The sequence below is a fragment of the Methylobacterium sp. GXF4 genome (assembly GCF_000272495.1).
Classification (GTDB): Bacteria; Pseudomonadota; Alphaproteobacteria; order Rhizobiales; family Beijerinckiaceae; genus Methylobacterium; species Methylobacterium brachiatum.
In genome coordinates this window covers 1-21,564 of record NZ_AKFK01000078.1, presented here as the reverse complement: position 1 = coordinate 21,564, position 21,564 = coordinate 1, and the positions used below count along the sequence as shown (strand labels likewise).

The 21,564-nt window shown below is 71.0% G+C and carries 17 protein-coding genes; 8 read left to right on the top strand and 9 right to left on the bottom strand.

Annotation, left to right across the window (positions count from 1 at the left end):
• On the bottom strand, positions 1 to 2,397 hold a 2,397-nt coding region (locus WYO_RS21795; RefSeq protein ID WP_007566543.1), incomplete at its 3' end, for a DNA translocase FtsK.
• 249 nt (positions 2,398 to 2,646) lie between these two features.
• Here WYO_RS21795 and WYO_RS21790 point away from each other — a divergent pair.
• From WYO_RS21790 to WYO_RS21780, 3 genes are all read left to right on the top strand, one after another.
• Positions 2,647 to 4,806 (top strand): NAD(+) synthase, encoded by a 2,160-nt coding sequence (locus WYO_RS21790; RefSeq protein WP_244424261.1) that lies wholly within the window; start codon positions 2,647 to 2,649, stop codon positions 4,804 to 4,806.
• Positions 4,807 to 4,922: 116 nt separating this feature from the next.
• The gene (locus WYO_RS21785; protein ID WP_007566540.1) at positions 4,923 to 5,153 is read left to right on the top strand and encodes a hypothetical protein; all 231 of its coding nucleotides are present in this window, start codon (positions 4,923 to 4,925) and stop codon (positions 5,151 to 5,153) included.
• A 71-nt stretch (positions 5,154 to 5,224) separates the two neighbouring features.
• Positions 5,225 to 5,608, top strand: a complete 384-nt coding sequence (locus WYO_RS21780) for a PilZ domain-containing protein (RefSeq protein WP_039903674.1) — start codon at positions 5,225 to 5,227, stop codon at positions 5,606 to 5,608.
• An 82-nt stretch (positions 5,609 to 5,690) separates the two neighbouring features.
• Here WYO_RS21780 and WYO_RS21775 read toward each other — a convergent pair whose 3' ends face one another.
• Positions 5,691 to 6,125 carry an HIT family protein gene (locus tag WYO_RS21775; RefSeq protein WP_007566536.1) on the bottom strand — a complete coding sequence of 145 codons (435 nt, stop codon included), beginning with the start codon at positions 6,123 to 6,125 and terminating at the stop codon, positions 5,691 to 5,693.
• 114 nt (positions 6,126 to 6,239) lie between these two features.
• On the opposite strand from WYO_RS21775, the gene WYO_RS21770 reads away from it, so the two are divergent.
• Positions 6,240 to 7,199 carry a cation diffusion facilitator family transporter gene (locus tag WYO_RS21770; RefSeq protein ID WP_007566534.1) on the top strand — a complete coding sequence of 320 codons (960 nt, stop codon included), beginning with the start codon at positions 6,240 to 6,242 and terminating at the stop codon, positions 7,197 to 7,199.
• 157 nt (positions 7,200 to 7,356) lie between these two features.
• On the opposite strand, the gene WYO_RS21765 is transcribed toward WYO_RS21770, so the two are convergent.
• Together WYO_RS21765 and WYO_RS21760 are read right to left on the bottom strand one after the other, a co-directional pair.
• Positions 7,357 to 8,211 carry an SDR family oxidoreductase gene (locus WYO_RS21765; protein ID WP_007566532.1) on the bottom strand — a complete coding sequence of 285 codons (855 nt, stop codon included), beginning with the start codon at positions 8,209 to 8,211 and terminating at the stop codon, positions 7,357 to 7,359.
• A gap of 17 nt (positions 8,212 to 8,228) precedes the next feature.
• Positions 8,229 to 8,408: a DUF1328 domain-containing protein gene (locus WYO_RS21760; protein ID WP_007566531.1), complete on the bottom strand. Its 180-nt coding sequence runs from the start codon at positions 8,406 to 8,408 to the stop codon at positions 8,229 to 8,231.
• Between the two features lie 462 nt (positions 8,409 to 8,870).
• Between WYO_RS21760 and WYO_RS21755 the strand changes: the two genes are divergently transcribed.
• Positions 8,871 to 10,862 carry a HAMP domain-containing methyl-accepting chemotaxis protein gene (locus WYO_RS21755; RefSeq protein ID WP_244424259.1) on the top strand — a complete coding sequence of 664 codons (1,992 nt, stop codon included), beginning with the start codon at positions 8,871 to 8,873 and terminating at the stop codon, positions 10,860 to 10,862.
• Positions 10,863 to 10,913: 51 nt separating this feature from the next.
• Here WYO_RS21755 and WYO_RS21750 read toward each other — a convergent pair whose 3' ends face one another.
• Both WYO_RS21750 and WYO_RS21745 read right to left on the bottom strand, forming a co-directional pair.
• Positions 10,914 to 12,296: a chloride channel protein gene (locus WYO_RS21750; RefSeq protein WP_007566529.1), complete on the bottom strand. Its 1,383-nt coding sequence runs from the start codon at positions 12,294 to 12,296 to the stop codon at positions 10,914 to 10,916.
• Between the two features lie 261 nt (positions 12,297 to 12,557).
• The gene (locus WYO_RS21745; RefSeq protein WP_007566528.1) at positions 12,558 to 13,946 is read right to left on the bottom strand and encodes a deoxyribodipyrimidine photo-lyase; all 1,389 of its coding nucleotides are present in this window, start codon (positions 13,944 to 13,946) and stop codon (positions 12,558 to 12,560) included.
• 529 nt (positions 13,947 to 14,475) lie between these two features.
• On the opposite strand from WYO_RS21745, the gene WYO_RS21740 reads away from it, so the two are divergent.
• Positions 14,476 to 15,594 (top strand): hypothetical protein, encoded by a 1,119-nt coding sequence (locus WYO_RS21740; RefSeq protein ID WP_007566527.1) that lies wholly within the window; start codon positions 14,476 to 14,478, stop codon positions 15,592 to 15,594.
• Complete coding sequence (locus WYO_RS21735) at positions 15,591 to 16,571, top strand: NAD(P)H-binding protein (RefSeq protein WP_007566526.1); 981 nt, start codon at positions 15,591 to 15,593, stop codon at positions 16,569 to 16,571. The genes WYO_RS21740 and WYO_RS21735 overlap by 4 nt, the downstream gene beginning before the upstream one ends.
• A 267-nt stretch (positions 16,572 to 16,838) precedes the next feature.
• Here WYO_RS21735 and WYO_RS21730 read toward each other — a convergent pair whose 3' ends face one another.
• Together WYO_RS21730 and WYO_RS21725 are read right to left on the bottom strand one after the other, a co-directional pair.
• Positions 16,839 to 18,251, bottom strand: a complete 1,413-nt coding sequence (locus tag WYO_RS21730) for a phosphatase PAP2 family protein (protein ID WP_007566525.1) — start codon at positions 18,249 to 18,251, stop codon at positions 16,839 to 16,841.
• A gap of 35 nt (positions 18,252 to 18,286) precedes the next feature.
• Entirely contained in the window at positions 18,287 to 19,420 is a 1,134-nt protein-coding gene (locus WYO_RS21725; RefSeq protein WP_039903670.1) for a TRAP transporter substrate-binding protein, read from the bottom strand.
• Between the two features lie 135 nt (positions 19,421 to 19,555).
• Here WYO_RS21725 and WYO_RS21720 point away from each other — a divergent pair, with 135 nt between their 5' ends.
• A complete protein-coding gene (locus tag WYO_RS21720) occupies positions 19,556 to 20,155 on the top strand; it encodes a hypothetical protein (RefSeq protein WP_007566521.1) in 600 nt (199 codons plus the stop codon).
• Positions 20,156 to 20,187: 32 nt separating this feature from the next.
• On the opposite strand, the gene WYO_RS21715 is transcribed toward WYO_RS21720, so the two are convergent.
• Entirely contained in the window at positions 20,188 to 21,324 is a 1,137-nt protein-coding gene (locus tag WYO_RS21715) for a branched-chain amino acid ABC transporter substrate-binding protein (protein WP_007566519.1), read from the bottom strand.
• Between the last annotated feature and the right edge of the window lie 240 nt (positions 21,325 to 21,564).

The window sequence follows — 21,564 nt, the reverse complement described above, 5'->3', positions numbered from 1 at the left end:
GCACTCTTCCGGCTTCAGCCGATAGAGCAGCGACAGGATCATGGTGTTGATCGCCACCGACTTGCCCGAGCCGGTGGTGCCGGCGACCAGCAGGTGCGGCATCCGGGCGAGGTCCGCGATGATCGGCTCGCCGCCAATGTTCTTGCCGAGGCACAAGGCGAGCTTGTGCTTGCTCTCGTAGAAGTCAGGCGCCGACAGCAGCTCGCGGAGATAGACCGTCTCGCGGGTCTCGTTCGGCAATTCGATGCCGATGACGTTGCGGCCGGGGACGACCGCCACGCGGGCCGAGACCGCCGACATCGACCGGGCGATGTCGTCCGACAGTCCGATCACGCGGCTGGACTTGGTGCCGGGCGCCGGCTCGAGCTCGTAGAGGGTCACGACCGGGCCGGGGCGCACCGCCAGGATGTCGCCGCGCACGCCGAAATCCTGCACCGTCTGCTGGAGGTTGAGGGCGTTCTGCTCCAGCACGTCGGCGTCAACTTCCTCGGCGCCGCTCTCGTCCGGCAGGGCGAGCAGGCTGAGCGAGGGCAGCTCGTAATCGGCGTTCTCGACGCTGGCGATCTCCAGATGGCGGCCGGCCGGGATCAGGTGCGCCCGGGGGGCGACCATCGGCAGGGCCGGGGCGGGCGGAGCCTCGACCGGCTGGGCGGCGGGCGCCTCGACCGGCTCCGGCGCGGGGGCCGCCGCGAGGACGGGTTCCTCGAAAGCCGGCTCGTCCTGCACGGGCTCGGGCTCCGCCGGGGCGGGCTCGGGCTGCGGCGCCAGCTTGCCGCGCAGCAGGACCGTGCGCGGAGTCATCGGGATCACCACCCGGTCGGCCTCAGAGGCGGACCGAGCAACGTCGGCTCCCATCGGGGCAGCCGTCTCCGGCTGAAGCGCAGGCTCGGGCTCCGGCGCGGCCGGGACCGCCGGCGTGGGCAGGCTCGGCTGGCCGGCGGCGCGGATCGCCGCCCGGGCGGCCATGGCGCAGAGTGCGGGAGCGCGGCGGGGCGCGGCGGCCGACGGCGTCGCGGCAGCCGGCGGCTCGGTCGCGGCGCTGCCGGGGCCGAAGACCAGCGCCAGGGCGGGCTTGGCCGGCAGGAAGGCGTCGCGGATCGCGGCACTCGCGTCGGCCTGAAGGTCCGAAGGCTGGCCGTCGGTCTGGCCGTTATCCTGCCCGTCGGCGGGTCGCGGCGGCTGGTCGAACCGCACGAGCCTGTCGAGAACGTAGACCGGCCGCGGCGGCTGCGGGTTCGCGGCGTCCTGCATCGGCGGGATGAAGGGCTCGACCGACGGCAGGTCGGCGACGGCGTCGGCCGCCTCGATCACCGGTGCGGCGGCGAGCGCCGCCTCGAGGCCGGCATGGGCGGGCTGGGACGCCAGCGCGGCCCAGGCCTCCACGGACGACCAGTCGCCTACGTTCCAGTCGCTGCCGTCGAACCAGGGCTGGGCCTCGGACCAATCCGGCAGGTCGGACCAATCGCGGGCGGGGGCCTCGGCCGAAGCCTGGACCGGGGCCTCAGCAAGGACCGCCTCCGCGACCGCAACCGGGGCGATCGCCGCCGTGGAGTTGGCCAGCTCGACGCTCGGCCGCACCGGGCGGCGGTCCGGGGTGCGGAAGTAGCGGACGCCGGGGGGCGCCACGAAGGGCTGGCGCCACAGCGGCACCGCCTCCCCGTCCTCCGCGATCTCGGTCGGCACGGCCTCGGGCATCGCGACCGCCGGCATGGCGGCGATGGCCTCGAGCCGCGCCTGCCCGGCCTGCTCGCGCTCGGCCCGCTCCCGGGCCTCCTGCTCGCGGGCGGCCCGCTCGGTCTCGACGGCGAGCGCGGCCGCCTGCGCCTCGGCGCGGGCGCGCTCCAGGGCGACGCGCTCGGCTTCCAGGGCGCGCTGGCGGCGCTCCTGCAGGACCGAATCGGGGGTGCGGGTCCAGCGCGCCGCCGGGGCAGCGGCCTGGACCGGGGCCGCGGGAAGCGCGCCCTCCGGGGCGATCGCGGCGGGCCGGCGGGGCTGGCGCACCAGCACGCCGGGGGTCGAGGCGCTGCGGTCGATCCGGCTCTCGAAGCGCGGCTCGTCGAGGGCGTCGAGGCTCGCCCGGTCGTCGAACACCTGGTCCGGCCAGACATGCTCGGGCGGCGCCGAGGCGCTGGCGCGCGGCCCGCGCTCGAAGCCCTCGCGTCCGACCATGGCGGCCGGCGCGGTCAGCCAGCTCGGCTCCGCCCGGCGGCCGGGAACGCCGTAGGCCGGACGGGCGGGCAGCCCGGCCGGGGAGCCGGACAGGCGACGGGTGAGACTCGCCCGCAAGGCCATCAGCCGGTGCGCGAGGGCGCCGAGGGACAGGCCCGAACGGTCGCCGCCGCGGACCGGGCGGGCAGGATCACGATGAGAGTACGGAGGCCGTCCCGATGCGCGCATGGGTTCTCGAACGATACTCGAAACAGGGATCCGCCGGTGGTCGGCGGGCTGCCCCGAGTTAGGCCAATTGTCGTTAACGGAGGCTTGTCGCGCCCCCTCGGACCGGCAACCACGTTGGGATTTTCGGCCTGTTCCCCGGGGTGAGCGGGGGCCAATCCAACACCGTCATTGCGAGCAGAGCGAAGCGAGCCAGGGCAGCGCGCGTGTCCCGCAGGTGGCGGATCCCCGGGTTGCTTCGCTGCGCCCGCAATGACGGTGGACGGGTACGCGTCGCCGGAGCCCCGCGGCGCACCATATGATACCGGCAGCCACCCCTCACCCGGACAGGCGCCCGTGACCCAGCCCAATTCCGAGCCTTCCGCCGACCTCAAGGCGCGCTTCCGGTCCCTGTACCGTCACGGCTTCGCCCGGGTGGCGGCCTGCACCGGGCGCAGCCATCCGGGCGATCCCCCCCGCAACGCCGACACGGTGCTCGACCTCGCCCGGACCTGCCACGAGGCCGGGGCGGCGCTGGCGGTCTTCACCGAGCTCGGGCTCTCGGCCTACGCGATCGAGGACCTGCTGCTCCAGCAGACCCTGCTCGACGCGGTCGAGGCCGCCGCCGCCCGGGTGATCGCCGAATCGGCGACCTTGCGGCCGCTGCTGCTGGTCGGGGCGCCCCTGCGCTGGCGCCACCGGGTCTACAATTGCGCCCTGGCGATCCAGGGCGGGCGGCTGCTCGGCGTGGTCCCCAAGACCTTCCTGCCGAATTACCGGGAATTCTACGAGAAGCGCCATTTCGCCTCCGGAGCCGGGATCCTGGGCGAGACGATCCGGGTCGCGGACCACGAGGCGCCGTTCGGCACCGACCTGCTGTTTCCCGCCGAGGACCTACCCGGCTTCGTGGTCGGGGTCGAGATCTGCGAGGACCTCTGGGTTCCGGAATCGCCCGGCATGCGGGCGGCGCTCGCCGGCGCCACGGTGCTCGCCAACCTCTCGGGCAGCCCGATCACGGTCGGCCGGGCCGAGTCGCGGGCGCTGCTCTCCCGCGCGGCCGCGATGCGGGGCGCCTGCGCCTACGTCTACGCCGCCGCCGGCCAGGGTGAATCGACCACCGACCTGTCCTGGGACGGGCAGACCAGCATCGACGAGCTGGGCGTGCGGCTGGCCGAGGGCCAGCGCTTCCCCACCGGCCCGCTGGCGACGCTGGCCGATATCGACCTCGACCTGATCGCGCAGGACCGGCTCCAGGCCGGCAGCTTCGACGACAGCACCGGCAGCGCCCCCCTCCCCTATCGCCGCGTCCCCTTCCGGCTCGACCCGCCCGAACAGGATCTCGGGCTGATCCGGCGGATCGAGCGCTTCCCGTTCGTGCCGGCCGACCCGTCCCGCCTCGCCCAGGATTGCTACGAGGCCTACAACATCCAGGTGGCCGGCCTCGCCCAGCGGCTGGAGGCGACGGGCACCCGCAAGGCGGTGATCGGCGTCTCCGGCGGCCTCGATTCGACCCACGCGCTGATCGTGATCGCCAAGGCGTTCGACCGCCTGGGCTATCCGCGCTCGGACATCCTGGCCTACACGCTGCCGGGCTTCGCCACCTCGAACGCCACCAAGACCAACGCCCACGCCTTGATGAAGGCGCTCGGCTGCAAAGCCGCCGAGATCGACATCCGCCCGGCGGCCAAGCAGATGCTCGCCGATATGGGCCACCCGTTCGCGCGGGGCGAGGCGGTCTACGACGTGACCTTCGAGAACGTGCAGGCGGGCCTGCGCACCGATTACCTGTTCCGCCTGGCCAACCAGGCGGGCGGCCTGGTGATCGGCACCGGCGACCTCTCGGAGCTGGCGCTTGGCTGGTGCACCTACGGCGTCGGCGACCAGATGAGCCACTACGCGGTCAATACCGGCGTGCCCAAGACCCTGATCCAGCACCTGATCCGCTGGGTGATCAGCAACCGCGAGGTCGGGCCCGAGGCGAGCCACACGCTGCAGGCGATTCTCGACACCGAGATCTCCCCCGAGCTGGTGCCGGTGGACCAGGACGACAGCCCGCAGAGCACCGAGGCCACGATCGGCCCCTACGCGCTGCAGGATTTCAACCTGTTCTACACGCTGCGCTACGGGTTCCGGCCCTCCAAGATCGCCTTCCTGGCGCTGCATGCATGGGGCGACAAAACCCGCGGCCACTGGGCGCCGGATTTCCCCGAGACCAAGCGGGTCGCCTACGACCTCCCCGAGATCCGGCGCTGGCTCGGGGTGTTCCTCAACCGGTTCTTCGGCTTCAGCCAGTTCAAGCGCTCGGCCCTGCCCAACGGCCCGAAGGTCTCGGCCGGGGGCTCGCTGTCGCCCCGCGGCGACTGGCGCGCGCCGTCGGACGGCTCGGCGCGGATCTGGATCGAGGAGCTGACCCGAAACGTCCCTGAAACTTGACCGTCACAAACTCGACCGATTGTGCCATTATGAGCACGGTCAAGGCGAATCTGCCCGGTACCAGATCTGGTATTGGACGGGTTCGACGGTCGGGGCGGCCAAGCGGAGGGACTCCGATGCGAAGCTACAACCTGTTCCAGCTCAAGGCCGTCGAAGGCCTCTGCTGCGCGGTGCCGGAGGCCAGCACCGTCCCGCCCTTCATCGGCGCCGGCCGCTGGACCTTCGGGGGCAAGCTCGACGGCGACAGCCGGCAGCCCCTGGATTTCGACGACCGGGCCGCCGACACCGCGGTGCGCTTCAACGGCTTCTACCTGTTCCAGACGATGGACCGGCGTTTCATCGCCTGATCCTTGTGAATAGGGACGATCACCGTATTGGCGCCAGGAATTCTTAAGAGCTGGCGGGCAAACTGATCCGCATGACGGATCATCGCAAAGAGACGCGCCAGAGGGTGTTCCTCAAGGGCCGCATCGTCTTCAACAACGGCTCGTCGAGCTTCGACTGCCTGGTGCGCGACCTCTCGGTCTCGGGCGCCCGCCTGGTCCTGAGCGACGCCACGACCCTGCCGCAGGTGTTCGACCTCTACATCCCACAGAAGGACCGGACCTACCGGTCGACCCTGTGCTGGCGCCGGGAGGACGGCATCGGCGTCACCTTCACGGACTCCGCCGGCGCCGCCCCGGCGAGACCCGATCCAGCCGCGGCCGAAGCCGCCCTACGGCAGCGCATCGCCGAGTTGGAGGCCGAGAACGCCGCCTTGCGCCGGCTCCTGGGCGGCATGGCCCAGCCGAGCGCGGCCTGAGCGTCCCGAATCGGATTCCCGACGGCCAAGCCCTTGGGTGGGGTCTCGGGGCGCGGAGTCCCGATGAAGCCGCGCCCCCGCGTTACTGCGCTTCGAGCGCCGCCCGGATCCGCGCCGCGTGGTCGGCCAGCACGGCGTTGTCGGCCATCCCGCCCTCGTGGCGCTTCAGCGGCACGCCCTCGCGCCGGGGGATGATGTGGACGTGCAGGTGGAACACGGTCTGCCCGCCCGCCGGCTCGTTGAACTGGAACAGGGTCAGGCCCTCGGCCTGAAACGCCGTCTTCACGGCCCGGGCAACCTTCTGGACGCTCACGATCAGGGCCGCCAGGGAGGCCGGGTCGGCATCGAGCAGGCCGCGGGCGGGCGCCTTCGGGATCACCAGGGTATGGCCCTCGCCCTGGGGCATCACGTCCATGAAGGCCAGGGTGTCGGCATCCTCGTAGACGCGGTGGCACGGGATCTCGCCCCGCAGGATCTTGGCGAAGATGTTGTCGGGGTCGTACTGCGCGTCGGCCATGTTTCCTCCGAGCCTTCCGGACTGATCTCAGCTTGCACAGGGCACATGCGCGCGTCCACACGGGAACCGGCGCCGCACGGTAGCGCTTAGGTCGCGGCGGACACGGAGGCCGGGATGGCGCACGAGAGCACGGGGGCGATCTATGCGGCGGCGGGGGCGAACCTCGCCATCGCGGCGGCGAAGTTCGTCGGCGGGGCGCTGACCGGCTCCACCGCGATGCTCGCCGAGGGCGTGCACTCGGTGGTGGATACCGCCAACCAGGTGCTGCTGCTCCTGGGGATGAAGCGGGCCAAGAAGCCGGCCGATGCCCGCCACCCGTTCGGCTACGGGCGCGAGATCTACTTCTACGCCTTCGTGGTCGCGCTGATGATCTTTTTGGGCGGCGGCCTGTTCGCGGTCTACGAGGGCATCGAGCGGGTCCGCCACCCCTCGCCGGACGCGGACGCGCACCTGTTCGGCTACACGGTGCCGGGGATCTGGGTGAACGTCGCGATCCTGGGCTTCGCCATCGTGGCCGAGGGCGTGTCCTGGATCGTGGCGATGCGCCAGTTCTGGGCCGAGAAGGGCAAGAGCTCGGCGATGCGGGCGATCCGCCGCAGCAAGGATCCTACCCTGTTCACGATTCTGGCCGAGGACACCGCGGCGCTGATCGGCCTGCTGATCGCCTTCGCGGGCGTGGTCCTGGCCCATTGGCTGGAGATGCCGAGCCTCGACGGCTGGGCCTCGGTGGGGATCGGCCTCGTTCTGGTCGGCATGGCGGTATTCCTGATGATCGAGACCCACGGCCTGCTGATCGGCGAGGCCGCCGACCCCGCCGTGGTGGCGGCGATCGCGGAGCTCGTGCGCGCCGAACCCGGCGTGCTGCATCTCAACGAGGTCCTGACCCAGCATCTCGGGCCCTCCGACATCCTGGTGAATGTCAGCATCGACATGGCCGACGACCTGAGCGCCGGCGAGGTCGAGAGCCTCGTGACCCGGCTCGACCGGGCGGTGAAGCAGCGCAACCCGGACGTGACCCGGGTGTTCATCGAGATCCAGACCCAGGCCGACCACGCGATGCGCGCGGCGGCGTGAGGGCGCTTGCTCGCGCCATCGTCATTGCGAGCGCAGCGAAGCAACCCAGGGCAGCGCGCGCTCTCAGACCGTTGCGTGTCCCTGGGTTGCTTCGCTGCGCTCGCAATGACGGCGCGTAAGGCGATGCCAAGTAGGGTGGAACGCCCGAAAACCTCGCCTAGCCAGCCAGCCCCACCTGCGCCAAGCTCAGGGCCCAGACCCGCTCCTGCACGGATTCATCGCGGCTCTCGGCCGACGAGGCCTTGGGCCGGGAATGCGAAAAATAGCGGCCGGTGACGCCGTCGAGTTCCGGGGCGGTCGCGACGTGGAGCGAGGTCGCGGCGCCCTTGTCGGGCCGGATCAGGAACGGGCGCATCAGCGACCAGACGGCGCCGAACGCTCCGCCGGTGTTCTTGGCAAAGCCGGTCTTGACCACCCCGGGATGCAGGGCGTTCACGGTGATGCCGTCGGCCTTCACCCGCCGGGCGAGCGCGTAGGTGAACAGCACGTTGCCGAGCTTGGCCTGGGCATAGGCCCGCATGGCGCCGTAGCGGTGGGCGCCCTCGATGTCGGAAAAGTCGATATGGCCCCGGTAATGCGCCGCCGAGGCAACGTCGACGATCCGTGGCTTGGCCCCGGCCGCCGCCGAGGCCTTCAGGGTGTCGAGCAGTTCGAGCGTCAGCAGCACGTAGCCGAGATGGTCCAGCGCCCAGGTGCGCTCGATGCCGTCGACCGTGAGCTCCCGCCGGTCGAAGATCGCCCCGGCATTGTTCACCAGGACGTCGAGGCGGGGATAGGTGGCGCGCAGGGACGCGGCGACCCGGCGGATCTCGGCCTGGGCCGACAGGTCGGCGACATGCGGGTCCACCACCGCGCCCGGGACGGCTTCGCGGATCCGCTCGGCTGAGGCCTGCGTCTTCTCAGGATCGCGGCCGACGATGGCGACCCGCGCGCCTCTGCGCGCGAGTCCCAGGGCCGTCTCGTAGCCGATGCCGTTGGTCGCCCCGGTGACGAGGCAGACCGTGTTCCGCATCGAATCCGCCATGCGGCTCAGAAGACCGCCTGGCCGACCGCGAAGGCGATGACCACGATCACGATGGCGACCAGCAGGAACAGGCCGAACAGGATGCGCGCCAGCGAGCCTGCACCCGAGGCGATGCCGGTGAAGCCGAGACCGCCCGCGATCAGCGAGATCACGAAGCAGATGAGGGCCCATTTCAGCAAGGTCATCGCGTCACTCCGGAAGCGCCCGCGGCACGGGCGAACAACAATCGAATGCTCAACCGGCTGCAAGCGAGACCGTTCCGCGGCCGCGCGGTTCCAACAGCCTTTTATTCTTAACGGCGGCATTCCGCCGAGCCATCGGGCGGCCGGCGCGCCGAAGACCTGCGCCGCGGCTGCCCATCAGAATCTCGACTTGCAGGTGAGATGCCCAGTCGACGAACCTGGGCAACCCGCCCCGCACGTAGCGCCACGACTACAGATGAAGATCATTGTTCCGCACGCGAAGCGTTCGACGGTAGCGAATTAACCGTTCGGAATATGTTTCGGACACATCGTCCCGGCGATTAGGCAGGGGTACTGGTGGTGCGTGCGCTTTCGATCCGAACTGTAGTTATTTCTCTGGTCGCGATGCTGGGTCTCCTCGCGATCGGTCTGGCGGGAATACAAATCATCAAAAGCAAGTCGCGAATGGATACAGCTGATCAGGTGACCGCCTTCATGGTCATCGATCGCAACTTGTTCGCGAGCCTTACCCAAGTGCGGATCGAGCGCGGTTACGGGCTGACCGCCCTGGTCAAGGAGCCCGACACCAACCGGGCGCATCGCCAGCTCTCGCTCGATGCCCGCGCCCCGTTCAACGCGGCGGCCGACATCGCGCTCGGACAGCTGAGCAGCGTGGCGGACCCGGCCCTGCAAACGAAGCGCACCGAGCTCGATGCCCTCGTGGGCGAGTGGCGGCAGCTGCGCCGGGCCCTGGATGCGGCCTTCGACCAGCCGGCGGCGCGCCGCGACCCGGCCCTGCGCAAGCGCATGGACGAGCTCGGCAACCGCCTGCTCGCCGCGCTCGAGGCCGCCTCCGACGCGACCGAGCGCGCGATCCAGGCCCTTGATCCGGCCTATGGCAGCCTCATCGACGCAAGGGCGACGACGTGGCTCGCGCGCACCACCGACGGACGCGCCGCCCTGGTCGTGAGCCAGATCCTGGCCGCCGAACGCGCCGCCACCCCGGCCGATTGGGGGCAGCTCAACAGCGCCGACGCCCAGAACCGGACGGCCTGGCAGCTCGTCGGGCGGATGATCCGGGTCAACGGCTTCGACGCCTCGGTGAAGGACGCCTACGACCGGGCGGACCAGCTCTACTATGCCGGGCCCGTGGGCGAGATGCGCAAGGCCGCCCTCGCGGCGGTCTCCGAGGGGCGCCCGATGCCCTTCCCGGTCAGCAGCTGGGATGAAGGCGTCGTCGCCGGCCAGAAGGCGATCGTCGACGTCGCCATGGCGGTGATCGACTCTGCCGTGGCCCGTGCGACCGCCGCGTCGGCCGCCGCGAACCGGGACTTCCTCTCGGCCCTCGCGGTCATCGTCTTCGCGGGCGGCCTGGCGGCGGCCGCGATCCTGATCATGCAGGTCCGCGTCGTTCGCGGCCTTCTGGGTCTCGCGGGCGCGATGCGGCGCCTCGCCGAAGGGGATCTCGCCGTGTCCGTACCGGGCACCGCGCGCCGGGACGAGCTCGGCGCGATGGCGGGCGCCGTGCAGGTGTTCAAGGACAACCTGGTCCGCACCAGGATCCTGGAGGAGGAGACGGCCCTGGCCCGGGCTTCCGCGGAGGAGCAGCGGCGCACGGCCATGCGCCAGATGGCCGACGCCTTCGAGCAGGCGGTCGGCGGGATCGTCGGCATGGTCTCGTCCTCGGCCACCGAGCTGCAGGCGACTGCCCAGACCATGACCGCCACCGCGACCGAGACGGCCAGCCAATCGACGACGGTGGCCGCGGCCGCCGAGGAGGCGGCCAGCAACGTCAACACGGTCGCGGCCGCCGCCGAGGAGCTGGGCTCCTCCGTCCAGGAGATCGGCCGTCAGGTCGACGGCTCGTCGCACCTCGCCCGCACTGCCGTCAGCGACGCGGACCAGACCGCCGCGATGGTGCAGGAGCTGAGCAGCACGGTCGCCCGGATCGGCGACGTGGTGGCGATGATCCAGAGCATCGCCTCGCAGACCAACCTGCTGGCCCTCAACGCCACCATCGAGGCGGCCCGGGCCGGCGAGGCGGGCCGGGGCTTCGCGGTCGTGGCGAGCGAGGTCAAGGCGCTCGCCGACCAGACCGCGAAGGCGACAGAGGAGATCGGCCGGCAGATCGGGCAGGTCCAGGCGGCGACCGGCCAGGCGGTCTCGGCGATCGGCGGCATCAGCAGCCGCATCCGCGAGATCAGCACCGTGGCGGCCTCGATCGCCGCGGCGGTGGAGCAGCAGGGGGCGGCGACGCAGGAGATCGTGCGCAATGTCGGGCAGGCCGCGATGGGCACCGGCGAGGTGACCAGCAACATCGCGGGCGTCGCCGGCGCCGCCGAGGAGACCGGCGCGGCGGCCGCCCAGGTGCTGACCTCGGCCTCCGAGCTGTCGCGCCAGTCGGAGCACCTGACGGCCGAGGTCCGGCGCTTCCTGGCGACCGTGCGGGCCGCGTAGGCCCGCACGAACCGGGCTCCGCCGCAGGGCGGGGCCCGCGTTTCGCAAGGCTCAGGCGGTCTTCGTCACCGGCTGGGCCGGGACGTCGGCCCGCGCCAGCATCAGCTCGGCGAGCGTGTGGTAGAGCCCGCCGCGGCAGACCGCCTTCGAGGCCGCGTCGGCGATCAAAGCCGCGACCATCAGCGGGATCATCATCGTGTGGTTCTGGGTCATCTCGGTGACGATCACGAAGCTGGTGATCGGGGCCTGGAGCACGCCGGTGAGGTAGGCGACCATCCCGATCAGCACGAGGGCGCCCACCGGCATGTCCGGCAGCAGGCCGTGCACCGTCCCGCCGATCCCGGCGCCCACCGCCAGCGACGGCGCGAACAGGCCGCCCGGAATGCCGCTGACCGAGCTGAGCACCGTGGCGGCGAATTTCAGCGGCGCGTAGGTCCAGCTGGTCGTGGCGTCGCCGTGCAGGATCGCCCGGGCCTCCTCGTAGCCGGTGCCGTAGGCGGTGCCCTGGGAGGCCAGCCCGCACAGGGCCACGCACAGGCCGCAGGCCGCCGCGAACACCACCGGCCGCGCCCGGATCAGGCGGCCGGCCGCCCCCGGCAGGCCCCGGGCGAACAGGATCACCAGGCGGCTGAACACCCCGCCGGCGAAGCCGCCCAGGGCGGCGAGCAGCGGCACGATCCAGCCCGCGGCCAGCGGCAGCTCCGCCTGGCTGGTGCCGAAATAGGTGTAGTTGCCGAGCAGCCAGAGGGAGGTGAGGCCGGCAGCCACGATCCCGGCGACGATCAGCCCGGACGAGCGCGCCTCATAGGCCCGGCCCAATTCCTCGATGCCGAACACGATGCCGGCGAGTGGGGTGTTGAACGCCGCCGCGACCCCGGCCGCCCCGCCCGCGAGGAGCAGCCCCGGCAGGCGGTCGGGCGTCAGGCGGCCGAAGGCGGCCATGATCGCCGCGCCGACCTGCACGGTCGGCCCTTCGCGCCCGGCCGAGGCGCCGCACAGCAGGCCGAGGAACAGGACCAGCACCTTGCCGCAGGCCACGCGCGGCGAGATCAGCGAGAACCGGAACCGTTCATCGCGGGCGTGCCGGGCCGCGATCACCTGCGGGATGCCGGACCCTTGCGAGTTCGGGAACACCGTCCGGGCCAGCAGCGCGGCCAGCGCGAAGCCCGCCGGCGTGAGCACCAGGGCGATTAGCGGCGACGGCGCGGTCAACCGCCGGAACCCCTCCTGCGCCAGGTCGGCGCCCTTGGCCATCAGCACCGCGGCCAGACCAACGCAGATGCCGCCGGCGAGGAACAGCAACCGCCCCCGCCACAGCGGATAGGCTTCGAGCGAGGCCGAGCGCAGGCGCGTGATCGAGCGGCGGTAGCGGGAGCGTCTCGGCCCCGAGCCTGCGGGCTCGATCGTCGTCGGTGCGTCCCGCATCTCGGTCATGACAGGCTACTTCGTCCGCAAAGCCGGAGCATGCGGTATAGCGTGGTGCGCGGGGAATGGGGCATCACCCAGAAGACCCATCCGCATGGCGGATCTCCAAGTCACCCCCTCATCCTGAGGCGGCGGAGCGCAGCGCAGCCCTCGAAGGAGCCCTCCAGCGATCGCGCGGGCAACTGGAGCCTTCCTTCGAGGCGCCCGCTGCGCGGCCGCACCTCAGGATGAGGGGGTCTGGTGGGAGCAGGCTGGGTCCGAACAGGCCGCTCACCCCTCCGCCGCACAGAGCCGCTCCACCGCCTTTACATAGCCCTTCGCGTCGAACTTCTTCAGCGAGTTCTCGCTCTGGTAGCGGACGGTGCCGAAGATCGGGCGGCGCTGCCAGGGGCGGTCGTGCAGGCCGTAGACCCAGGCGACGTTGGTGAATGAGTTCGGGTCGCGCCCGTCCAGGAAGTAGCGGTTGTTGAGCCGGAGCGTCCGGGCGAAGCCCTCCTCGGGCGAGGGGGACCATTCCAGGATCTTCTTGCCCCAGTACATCCGCAGCTGGTTGTGCATGTAGCCGGTCTCGCGCATCTCGCGCATCGCGGCGTTCCAGTAGTGGTCGTGGGTCTCGCCGGCCGCGAGCTGCGCTTCCGAATAGAGGGTCGGGCGCGCGTCCTCGGCCTGCTCGGCCAGCGTCTTGCGCGCCCAGTCCGGCACCGCCTTGTCGTAATCGTCGTAGCCCTCCGTGTAGAAGACGTGGTTCATGGCGAGCTCGCGCCGGACGATCAGCTCCTCCAGGTAGGCGCCGCGATCGTCGTCGTCCCCGACCTTGGCCTCCCGCACCGCCAGGGCGATCTCCACCGGCGAGATCTGGCCGAAATGCAGGAACGGGCTCATGTGGGAGGCGGCCGCGGCCTCCGGCATGTTGCGGCCGGCGCCGTAGCCCGCGAACCCGTCCGCCAGGAACGCCTTCAGGCGCTTACGCGCCTCGGTCTCGCCGCCGGTGAAGCGCTTCACCGGCCCGACCACCCGGTCGAGGCTCATCCCGGCGAGCACCGCCTCCGGATCGGAGACGTCGATCTCGCCCTCGGGCGTCACGTCCGTCGCGGCATGCTTGGGCTTGCGGGGCTTCAGGTCGGCGATGAACGGGTCCCAGAGCCGGTTCAGCTTCGGCCGGAGCGTTCGGGCGGCGAATTCGTGCTTGTTCGAGGCGGTCTCCACCGGCACGACCACGTCGCCCTCGACCTGGACGATCCGGGTCTTCACCGCCTTCGCGATCTCCCGGTACCAGCCCTTCTGGATGGCGAGGTAGCCCCGGTCGAGCACCAGCAGCGCCGCCTCCTCGGCCAGGTCGATGGCGATCTTGGCGGGCGCGCATTTGCGCATCACGAATCCGACGCCGCGCTTCTCCAGACCGGCCTTCGCATCCGCGAGACCCTGGAGCAGGAAGGCGTAGTGGCGGGCATTGGCCTCGGGGAAGCCGCTGGCACCGTCGAGCAGCCCGAAGCAGGCGATCACCGGCAGGTCGAGCCGGTTCGCCTCCTCGATGGCGAATTCGAGGGCCGGGTTGAACCGGGCGCGGTTGGCCTGCTGAAGGAGATATAGGACGTAACGCCCGTCCGCCCGCGGCTCGACATCGTTCAGAACCCGGATCCGCTCGCCCTGGATCGCCATATTCGCACGCACGCTTTCTTCACTTGGATCACAAGAGACTTGGCCGGAAACCTAGAGCGGGCGACGAATTCGTCCGTCCAGCCGGCCGTCATGATATGCCGCAGTGAAATCATCAGCCGGCAACCGACGCAGCGCAGCGAAACCAGGGTTTTTCAAAGGTTTACGTCCGGTTTTGTCGGCCGATCGCGCATCAGATCTGTTGTCCGGCACCCCGAAACGGCTGCGACATTTTCGACACAGCCGGTTCGTGATCCGTCCTGAGCCGTATAAAAGGACAGCCTTTCTGTCCGAACGCCCTTGTAATTTTTCGCGATGCGCGCAGATTGTGCAGCGCGGGATGGCGATGGCGTCGCGATCCCGCTGCCCTTCTTGGGCGTTTCCTCCCTAGACTTCGGGCCGCTCCTTCGGGGGTGGCCTTTTTTCTTGTCAGCTCGCCTCTGTCACCGAAGCGCGGCCGGAGCGCTGGTCCCGGACCGCGCGGCGCGTCATGCTCGCGGTGAGCGCCGGGACAGGCGCCGGAGGATACGCCATGAGGATGTTTTCGCGCGCGCTGCCGGCGCTCGCCTGCCTGCTCGCCCTGGCGGGGCCCGCAGCGGCCGCGGATGCGCCGCGCTTCCAGGTCGATCCGGCCTGGCCGAAGCCGCTGCCGAACGACTGGATCCTGGGCCAGGCCGCGGGCGTCGCGGTGGACGCGCAGGACCATGTCTGGGTGGTCCAGCGGCCGCGCACGCTCACCGACGACGAGAAGGCCGCGAGCCTCGATCCGCCGCGCAGCAAGTGCTGCAAGCCCGCCCCGCCGGTGCTCGAATTCGCCCAGGACGGCACGCTGCTGCGCAGCTGGGGCGGCCCCGGCGAGGGCTACGACTGGCCCACCAACGAGCACGGCATCCAGATCGACGAGAAGGGCTTCGTCTGGATCGCCGGCAACGGCGACCAGGACGGCCAGCTCCTGAAGTTCACGCCCGACGGCAAGTTCGTCCTGCAGATCGGCAAGTCCGGCCCGCAGACCGACAGCCGCGACACCAGCCGCCTCGGCAAGCCCGCCAATGTCGATTTCGACAGGGCGGCCAACGAGGTCTACGTGGCGGACGGCTATTACAACCACCGCATCATCGTGTTCGACCGGGACAGCGGGGCGTTCAAGCGGATGTGGGGCGCCTACGGGAAGCCGCCCACCGACGACAAGCTCGGCCCCTACGATCCGGCCGCCGCCCCGCGCCAGCAATTCGCCAACCCGGTCCATTGCGTGCGCATCGCCCATGACGGGCTGGTCTATGTCTGCGACCGCACCAACAACCGGATCCAGGTGTTCCAGAAGGACGGCAGCTTCGTGAAGGAGTTCGTCGTCGAGAAGGACACCCGGGCCAACGGCTCGGTCTGGGAGCTGGCCCTGTGGCCGGATGCCGACGAGACCTACCTGCTCAACGCCGACGGGGCCAACAACGAGGTCCGCACCCTCGACCGCGCCACCGGCGCGACGGTGGGCGCCTTCGGCCGCAACGGCCGCATGGCGGGCCAGTTTCACTGGGTCCACAACCTCGCGGTCGATTCCAAGGGCAACGTGTTCACCACCGAGGTCGACACCGGCAAGCGGGCGCAGAAGTTCCTGGCCGTGGGGACTTTCGTGCTGCGCAAGCGGGTGCCGTGACGGCGGATCGGCCGCACGACCCGGCCCCGCGGCGCGTCCTCGTCCTGGGTAGCACCGGGACGATCGGCCGGGCGACGGTGCGGGCGCTGGCGGCGCGCGGTCACGCGGTCGTCTGCCTCGTGCGGCGCCCCGCCCCGTTCCCTGCGGGCGTCACCGCGCGGGTCGCGGACGTGACCGATCCGGCCGCGCTCGCGCGGGACGGCATCCGCGGCGAGCCGTTCGACGTCCTGGTCTCGTGTCTCGCCTCGCGCACCGGCTTGCCCGACGACGCCTGGGCGATCGATTACCGGGCGCAGGTGAACGCGCTGGAGGCCGCCGAGGCGGCCGGCGTCACGCAGGTCATCCTGCTCTCGGCGATCTGCGTCCAGAAGCCGGTCCTCGCCTTCCAGCACGCCAAGCTGGCCTTCGAGCGGGTGCTGATGGAATCGGGCCTCGCCTACACGATCGTGCGCCCGACCGCGTTCTTCAAATCGCTCTCGGGGCAGATCGACCGCGTGCGGCGCGGCAAGCCGTTCCTGGTCTTCGGCGACGGGATGCTGACCGCCTGCAAGCCGATCAGCGACGACGATCTGGGCCGCTACCTCGCCGACTGCATCGATGCCGGGGACCGGCGCAATCGCGTGCTCCCGATCGGGGGGCCGGGCGAGGCGATCACCCCGAGGGCGCAGGGCGAGCACCTGTTCGCCCTGCTGGGGCGCGCGCCGCGCTTCCAGCATGTGCCGGTGGCGCTGCTGGACGCGATCATCGCCGTCCTGGGCACGCTCGGGCGGTGGGTCCCGGCCCTGGCCGCCAAGGCCGAGCTCGCGCGCATCGGGCGCTACTACGCCACGGAATCGATGCTCGTGCTGGATCCGGCCACGGGCCGCTACGATGCCCATGCCACGCCCTCGACGGGCTCGGACACGCTGTTCGCCTACTACGCCCGCGTCGTCCGGGGCGAGGCCGTCGCCGAGCGCGGTGACCACGCGGTGTTCTGACAGCACGGACAACAGGCGCCGACGACCGTGTTTGCCCCGTTTTCCCGGTCTCGACCTCATCCTAAGGTGCCCGCACCAGCGGGCCTCGAAGGCGCGCGCCAGATGGCTCAGCGAGCTCTGGAGGGCTCCTTCGAGGCCAAGCGATCTGCGATCGCCCGGCACCTCAGGATGAGGGGGTGATTGGGAGTGCCGTCACTCGGAACCGTCCACCGGCCAAGAGCGCGACGTCAAGCAGGCCCTCAGAGGGGCTCGCGAGCATCGCGCCCGTCAGCGCGCGGCGCTCGCCCCCGCCCGGCTCGCCGCCAGCGCCGCGGCCTTCCCGGCCGCCGCGTAGAGGTTGATCCGGGAATACACCCCGAATTCCGAGCCGTCGTCCAGGAAGCCGCCGCCCGGGCCCTGCGTCTCGGCCAGGATGGCGTTGGCCTCCTCGAGCGTCAGCGCCGGGAAGGCCGCGGTCAGCAGGTGGCCGGCCTCCGGGGCGATCTTGCCGACATCCTCCCGGGCGTTGGCGGTGGCGTCGTGCACGACAGGCAACCCGTAGGTCTGGGTCGCCTCGTAGAAGGCGGCGTTGGCGGCCGGGTCCTTGAACCGGCCGGTATCCTGCGCCGCGCAAGCCGCCACCGTGTCGCCGCAGCCGGCCTTGAGCGCGTCGGTCATGGCGGCGCGGGCCTCCTTCAGGAGCGCCCGGTAATCGGTCACGCCGACGCGCTTGTCCGCATCGGTCGCGTTCGCGTCGATCACCGCCGGGTTCTTCCGGATCTGGCCGACATAGGCCGGATCGTTGGCGAGCAGATGCGCCACCGCGTGGAGCGAGGTCGCGCGCCCGCCGATCACGTCCATGGCGTAATGCGCCCCGACGATGATCCGGTCGTTGCCGTAATCGGCGGCGCGGGCGACCATCTGCTGGTAGCGCTCCGGCACCAGCAGGGCGAGGATCAGCGACTCGGTGTAGCCGTAGGTGGTGTGGCCGCTGGGATAGGACGGGCTGTCGACGAGATCCTGCTTCGGGCCGCGCAGCCAGTCGAGGGAATGGGAGGCCTCGCCGAAATAATCGGCGCCTCGGTAGGCCTGGAGATGCGGCAGGGTCTGGAATGGGCGCGAATTGCCGAACCGGTCGGCCCCGGGGCTGCCCGCCGGCCGACCATAGGCCTTGCCGAACACGTCGGTGACGGTGCCGTCTGTGAGGAGCGCGCTGGCCTCGGCCGAGACCGCCTGCTTGCCGTTGGTCGTGGCGTTGCCGAAGAAGTACTTGCCCGAATTCGAATCCGACTTGGTGACGTTGTTGGTGTAGCCGATCAGGTCGGCCACTGTCGGCGCGACGCTGGTGAAGGTTTTGTAGTCGCTGTAGCGCGCCCGGCCCTGATAAGCGGTGGCGAGGGCCGTGCCGAGGCCGTCGGCGAGGCCGGTGGCGTTGCCGTCGGTGATGAAGCAATCCCGCAGCGCCAGTTGCTGCTGCTCGGGAAAGGGCAGCAGGGTCGGCTGCTTGAGGGCACCGGTCTGGATATCGCCGGTCACCCGCAGGTTGGCGTCGAGCGCCGCCTTGCCCGCCGGGCTTCCCTGCAGCCGGGCCACCGGGGCCAGGCCGCGCAGCGCGGTGAGGTTGGCGGGCGATTGCGCGAGCGCCTGGAGCGGCAGCGCCGTCCCGAGCAGTGCCAGGCCGAGTCTCAGCGTCCCGATCATGCCGTCCCTCCGCGGGGTTCGTTCGAGCCGTCGCGTCAGCCCCGTGCCCGGGCCCGAATCATGAAATTATCGTAGGTGTATTCTGCCACCTGGAACCAGAGATATTCCTCGTTCCGGAAGGTGCGCATCGCCTCGTAGACCCGGCGGAAATCGGCGTTCTTGGCGGCGATCTCGGCATAGACGTCGTTAGCGTTCTTGAGCGCGCCCTCCATCACGTCCTGCGGGAACGGCCGCAGCTGGGCGCCGCCGGCGACCAGCCGGCGCAGGGCCTGCGGGTTGCGCGCATCGTACTTGGCCTGGACCTCGGCCCCGACCTCGGCGGCCGCCGCGCGCAGGATCGCCTGGTAGGCCTTCGGCAGCGCCTTCCACTTCTCGGCGTTGAACCAGAAGTGCAGCATGGCGCCGCCCTCCCAGAAGCCCGGGTAATGGTAGACCGGCGCCACCTTCTGCAGGCCGAGCCGCTCGTCGTCGTAGGGGCCGATCCACTCGGCGGCGTCGAGCTTCTTCGATTCCAGGGCCTGGTAGATCTCGGGTCCGGGCGTCGCCTGCGGCTGGACGCCGAACTTGGCGAGCACCTGCCCGCCCATGCCGCCGATGCGGAACTTGAGACCCTGGAGGTCGGCGACGCTCTTGATCTCGCGCCGGAACCAGCCGCCCATCTGCGCGCCGGTATTGCCCCCGGGCAGGCAGACCAGCCCGGATTTGGCGAAGACCTCGCTGAACAGCTCCGCCGCGCCGCCGGCCTGCCACCAGGCGGCGGCACCCCGCGCATTGAGCCCGAACGGGATCGCGGTGGCCAGCGCGAAGGTCGGGTCCTTGGCCTGGCCGAGGGTCGCCGGGCCGTGGCCCATCTCGACGGTGCCGGCCGATACGGCGTCGAGCAGGGTCTCGGCCGGGACCGGCTCGCCGGGGCCGAGCACCTGGATCTGGAAGCGGCCGTCGGTGGCCTCGGCGACGATCCGGCTCAGGGCCTCGGGGGCGCCGAACAGGATGTCGAGGTTCTTGGCGTAGGCCGAGGACAGGCGCCAGCGCAGCTCCGGGGCGCCCTGGGCCCGGGCGGGCGCGGCCAGAGGCGCGGTGATCGCCGCGCCGAGGCCGGCGGTCAGCACCGCGCGGCGGCGCGGTCCGGCAGCGCGTGGGGGCGCAGTATGAGGCTCGTCCAACGGCATCTCGTCTGAGCGTGTCCAATCCGGCCGGCGCGCAGGTAGCACGTCCGCGCCCATTCTCGAAAGCGTCTCCGGATGGCGCCGCCGTGGCGCCATGGCGCCTCGAAACCGCCGATCGCCCGTGTTAGGCGCCCGGCCATGCGATCCGAGCCCGAAGCGCCCTTCCCCGAAGCGCCCCTCCCCGACCTCACCCTGCACACCGTCTGCGGCCTCGAGGAGCTGGCGGGCCATGGCGGGAGCGGGGTCACGCACGTCCTGTCCCTGCTCGATCCCGGCACGCCCGAGCCGGAGGCCTTCGGCACCTACGGGGCCCATGCCCGCACGACCCTGCACTTCCACGATTGCCTCGGGCCGGGCGACGGCCTCGTCCCGCCCGAGCCCGAGCACGTCGCGGCGATCCTGGCCTTCGGGCGCGATCTCGACGGCGCCGGCCATCTCCTGGTCCATTGCCATTACGGCCTGTCGCGCTCCACGGCGGCGCTGCTGATGCTGTTCGCCCAGGCCGAGCCGGAGACATCCCCCGACGCCCTGGTCGCGCGCCTCCACGCCGTGCGCGAGCCGGCTTGGCCCAACGCCCGGATGATCGGCTTCGCGGACGCCATGCTCGGCCGCGAGGGCCGCCTCAGCGAGGCGGTCCGCCAGCTCCACGCGCTCCAATTGCGGGTGCGGCCGCATCTCGCCGAGCTGCTGCGCGGGCTGGGGCGCGGCGCCGAGGTCGATGCCGCCGAGCGGGGTTAGGGCGCCGTCGGGCGCGCGTCAGAACCGAGCGCTCACTTGCCGGCGGGCGTGAAGCTGCCGTCCTTCCAGACGTAGAGCACGTAGCCCTGGGCGGTGACGTCGCCCTTGGAATCGAACCCCACCGTGCCGAGTACGAGGTCGAACCGCTCCGTATGGAGCGCCTGGGCGATCGGCTTCGGCTCGGCGGAATGGGCGAAGTTGCCGGCCGCGACCAGGGCCTGCAGGGCGGCATAGCCGTAGATCGTCGAGCCGGTGGGGTCGCCGCCCTCGGCCTTGAACGCCTTAACGACGGCGGCGGCGGCGGGCTGGCGGCTCGGATCGAGGTAGAAGGTCATCAGCACGCCGTTGCTGGCCGAGCCCGCGACCTTGGCGAAGTCCGGCGTCGCGATCGCCGAGGTGCCGAACCATTGCGGGCGGTAGCCGCGATCGGCCGCGACCTTCACCAGGCGGCCCATCTCGGTGGCGTCGCCGCCGTAATACACAACCTCGATCCCCGCGCCCTTGAGCCGGTCCACCAGGGCGGCATCGTCGGCGTCGCTCGGCGCGAACGACAGGGACAAGGTCTCGTTGATGCCGATCCGGTTGAGGTTGTCCTTGGTGGCCGCCGCCAGCGTCCGGGAGGCCGGGGTCGGGTCCTGGATCAGCGCGATCTTGCGGTCGCGGAACCGCTCGGCGAGCACGGCGGCCGAGAGCCGGGCCTGGTCGTCGTCACGGCCGCAGACGCGGAAGACGTTCTGCAGCCCCCGGTCAGTCAACCGCGCCGAGACCGAGGCGGCGCTGATCATCACCACGCCGTTCTGCGCGTAGATGTCGGAGGCCGCGATCGAGGCGTTCGAGCAGACATGCCCGACGACGAGGCGGACCTTGGCGCGCACAAAGTGGTTGGCGACCGCGGTGGCGGTGTTCGAGTCGCAGGCATCGTCCTGCACGTCGAGGGTCACGGGCTGGCCATCGAGGCCGCCCATGGCGTTGGCGTCCCGGGCCGCGGCCTCGACGCCGCGCAGCACCTGCTCGCCCACGGCGACGTAGGGGCCCGAGCGCGGAACCGCGACGCCGACCACGACATCGGCCGAAGCCGGCCCGGCCGACAGGAGCGCGAGACACAGGCTCAGGGAGAATAGCGGGGGCCGGAACAGCCCGCGGGCGGAGACGACGCGTCCGATCTTCATCGGGCTCTTCTAGGCATCCTTGCGCGAGGCAGCCACCGACGAGGGCGGGATGCGGCTCCGTACACGCGCTCCCGCACCGCACGCAAAGCCCATACGCGAGGCCGCGGCGAAACGCGATTGTTTTCCGCCGCTGTTGAGGAAGTCGTCCCGCCCTTACTTCGCGTAGTAGTACGCGGTCGCCACCGAGGAGACCGGGCCGGTCACGGAGGTGAAGACGGACAGCACCTTCGACACTTCGGT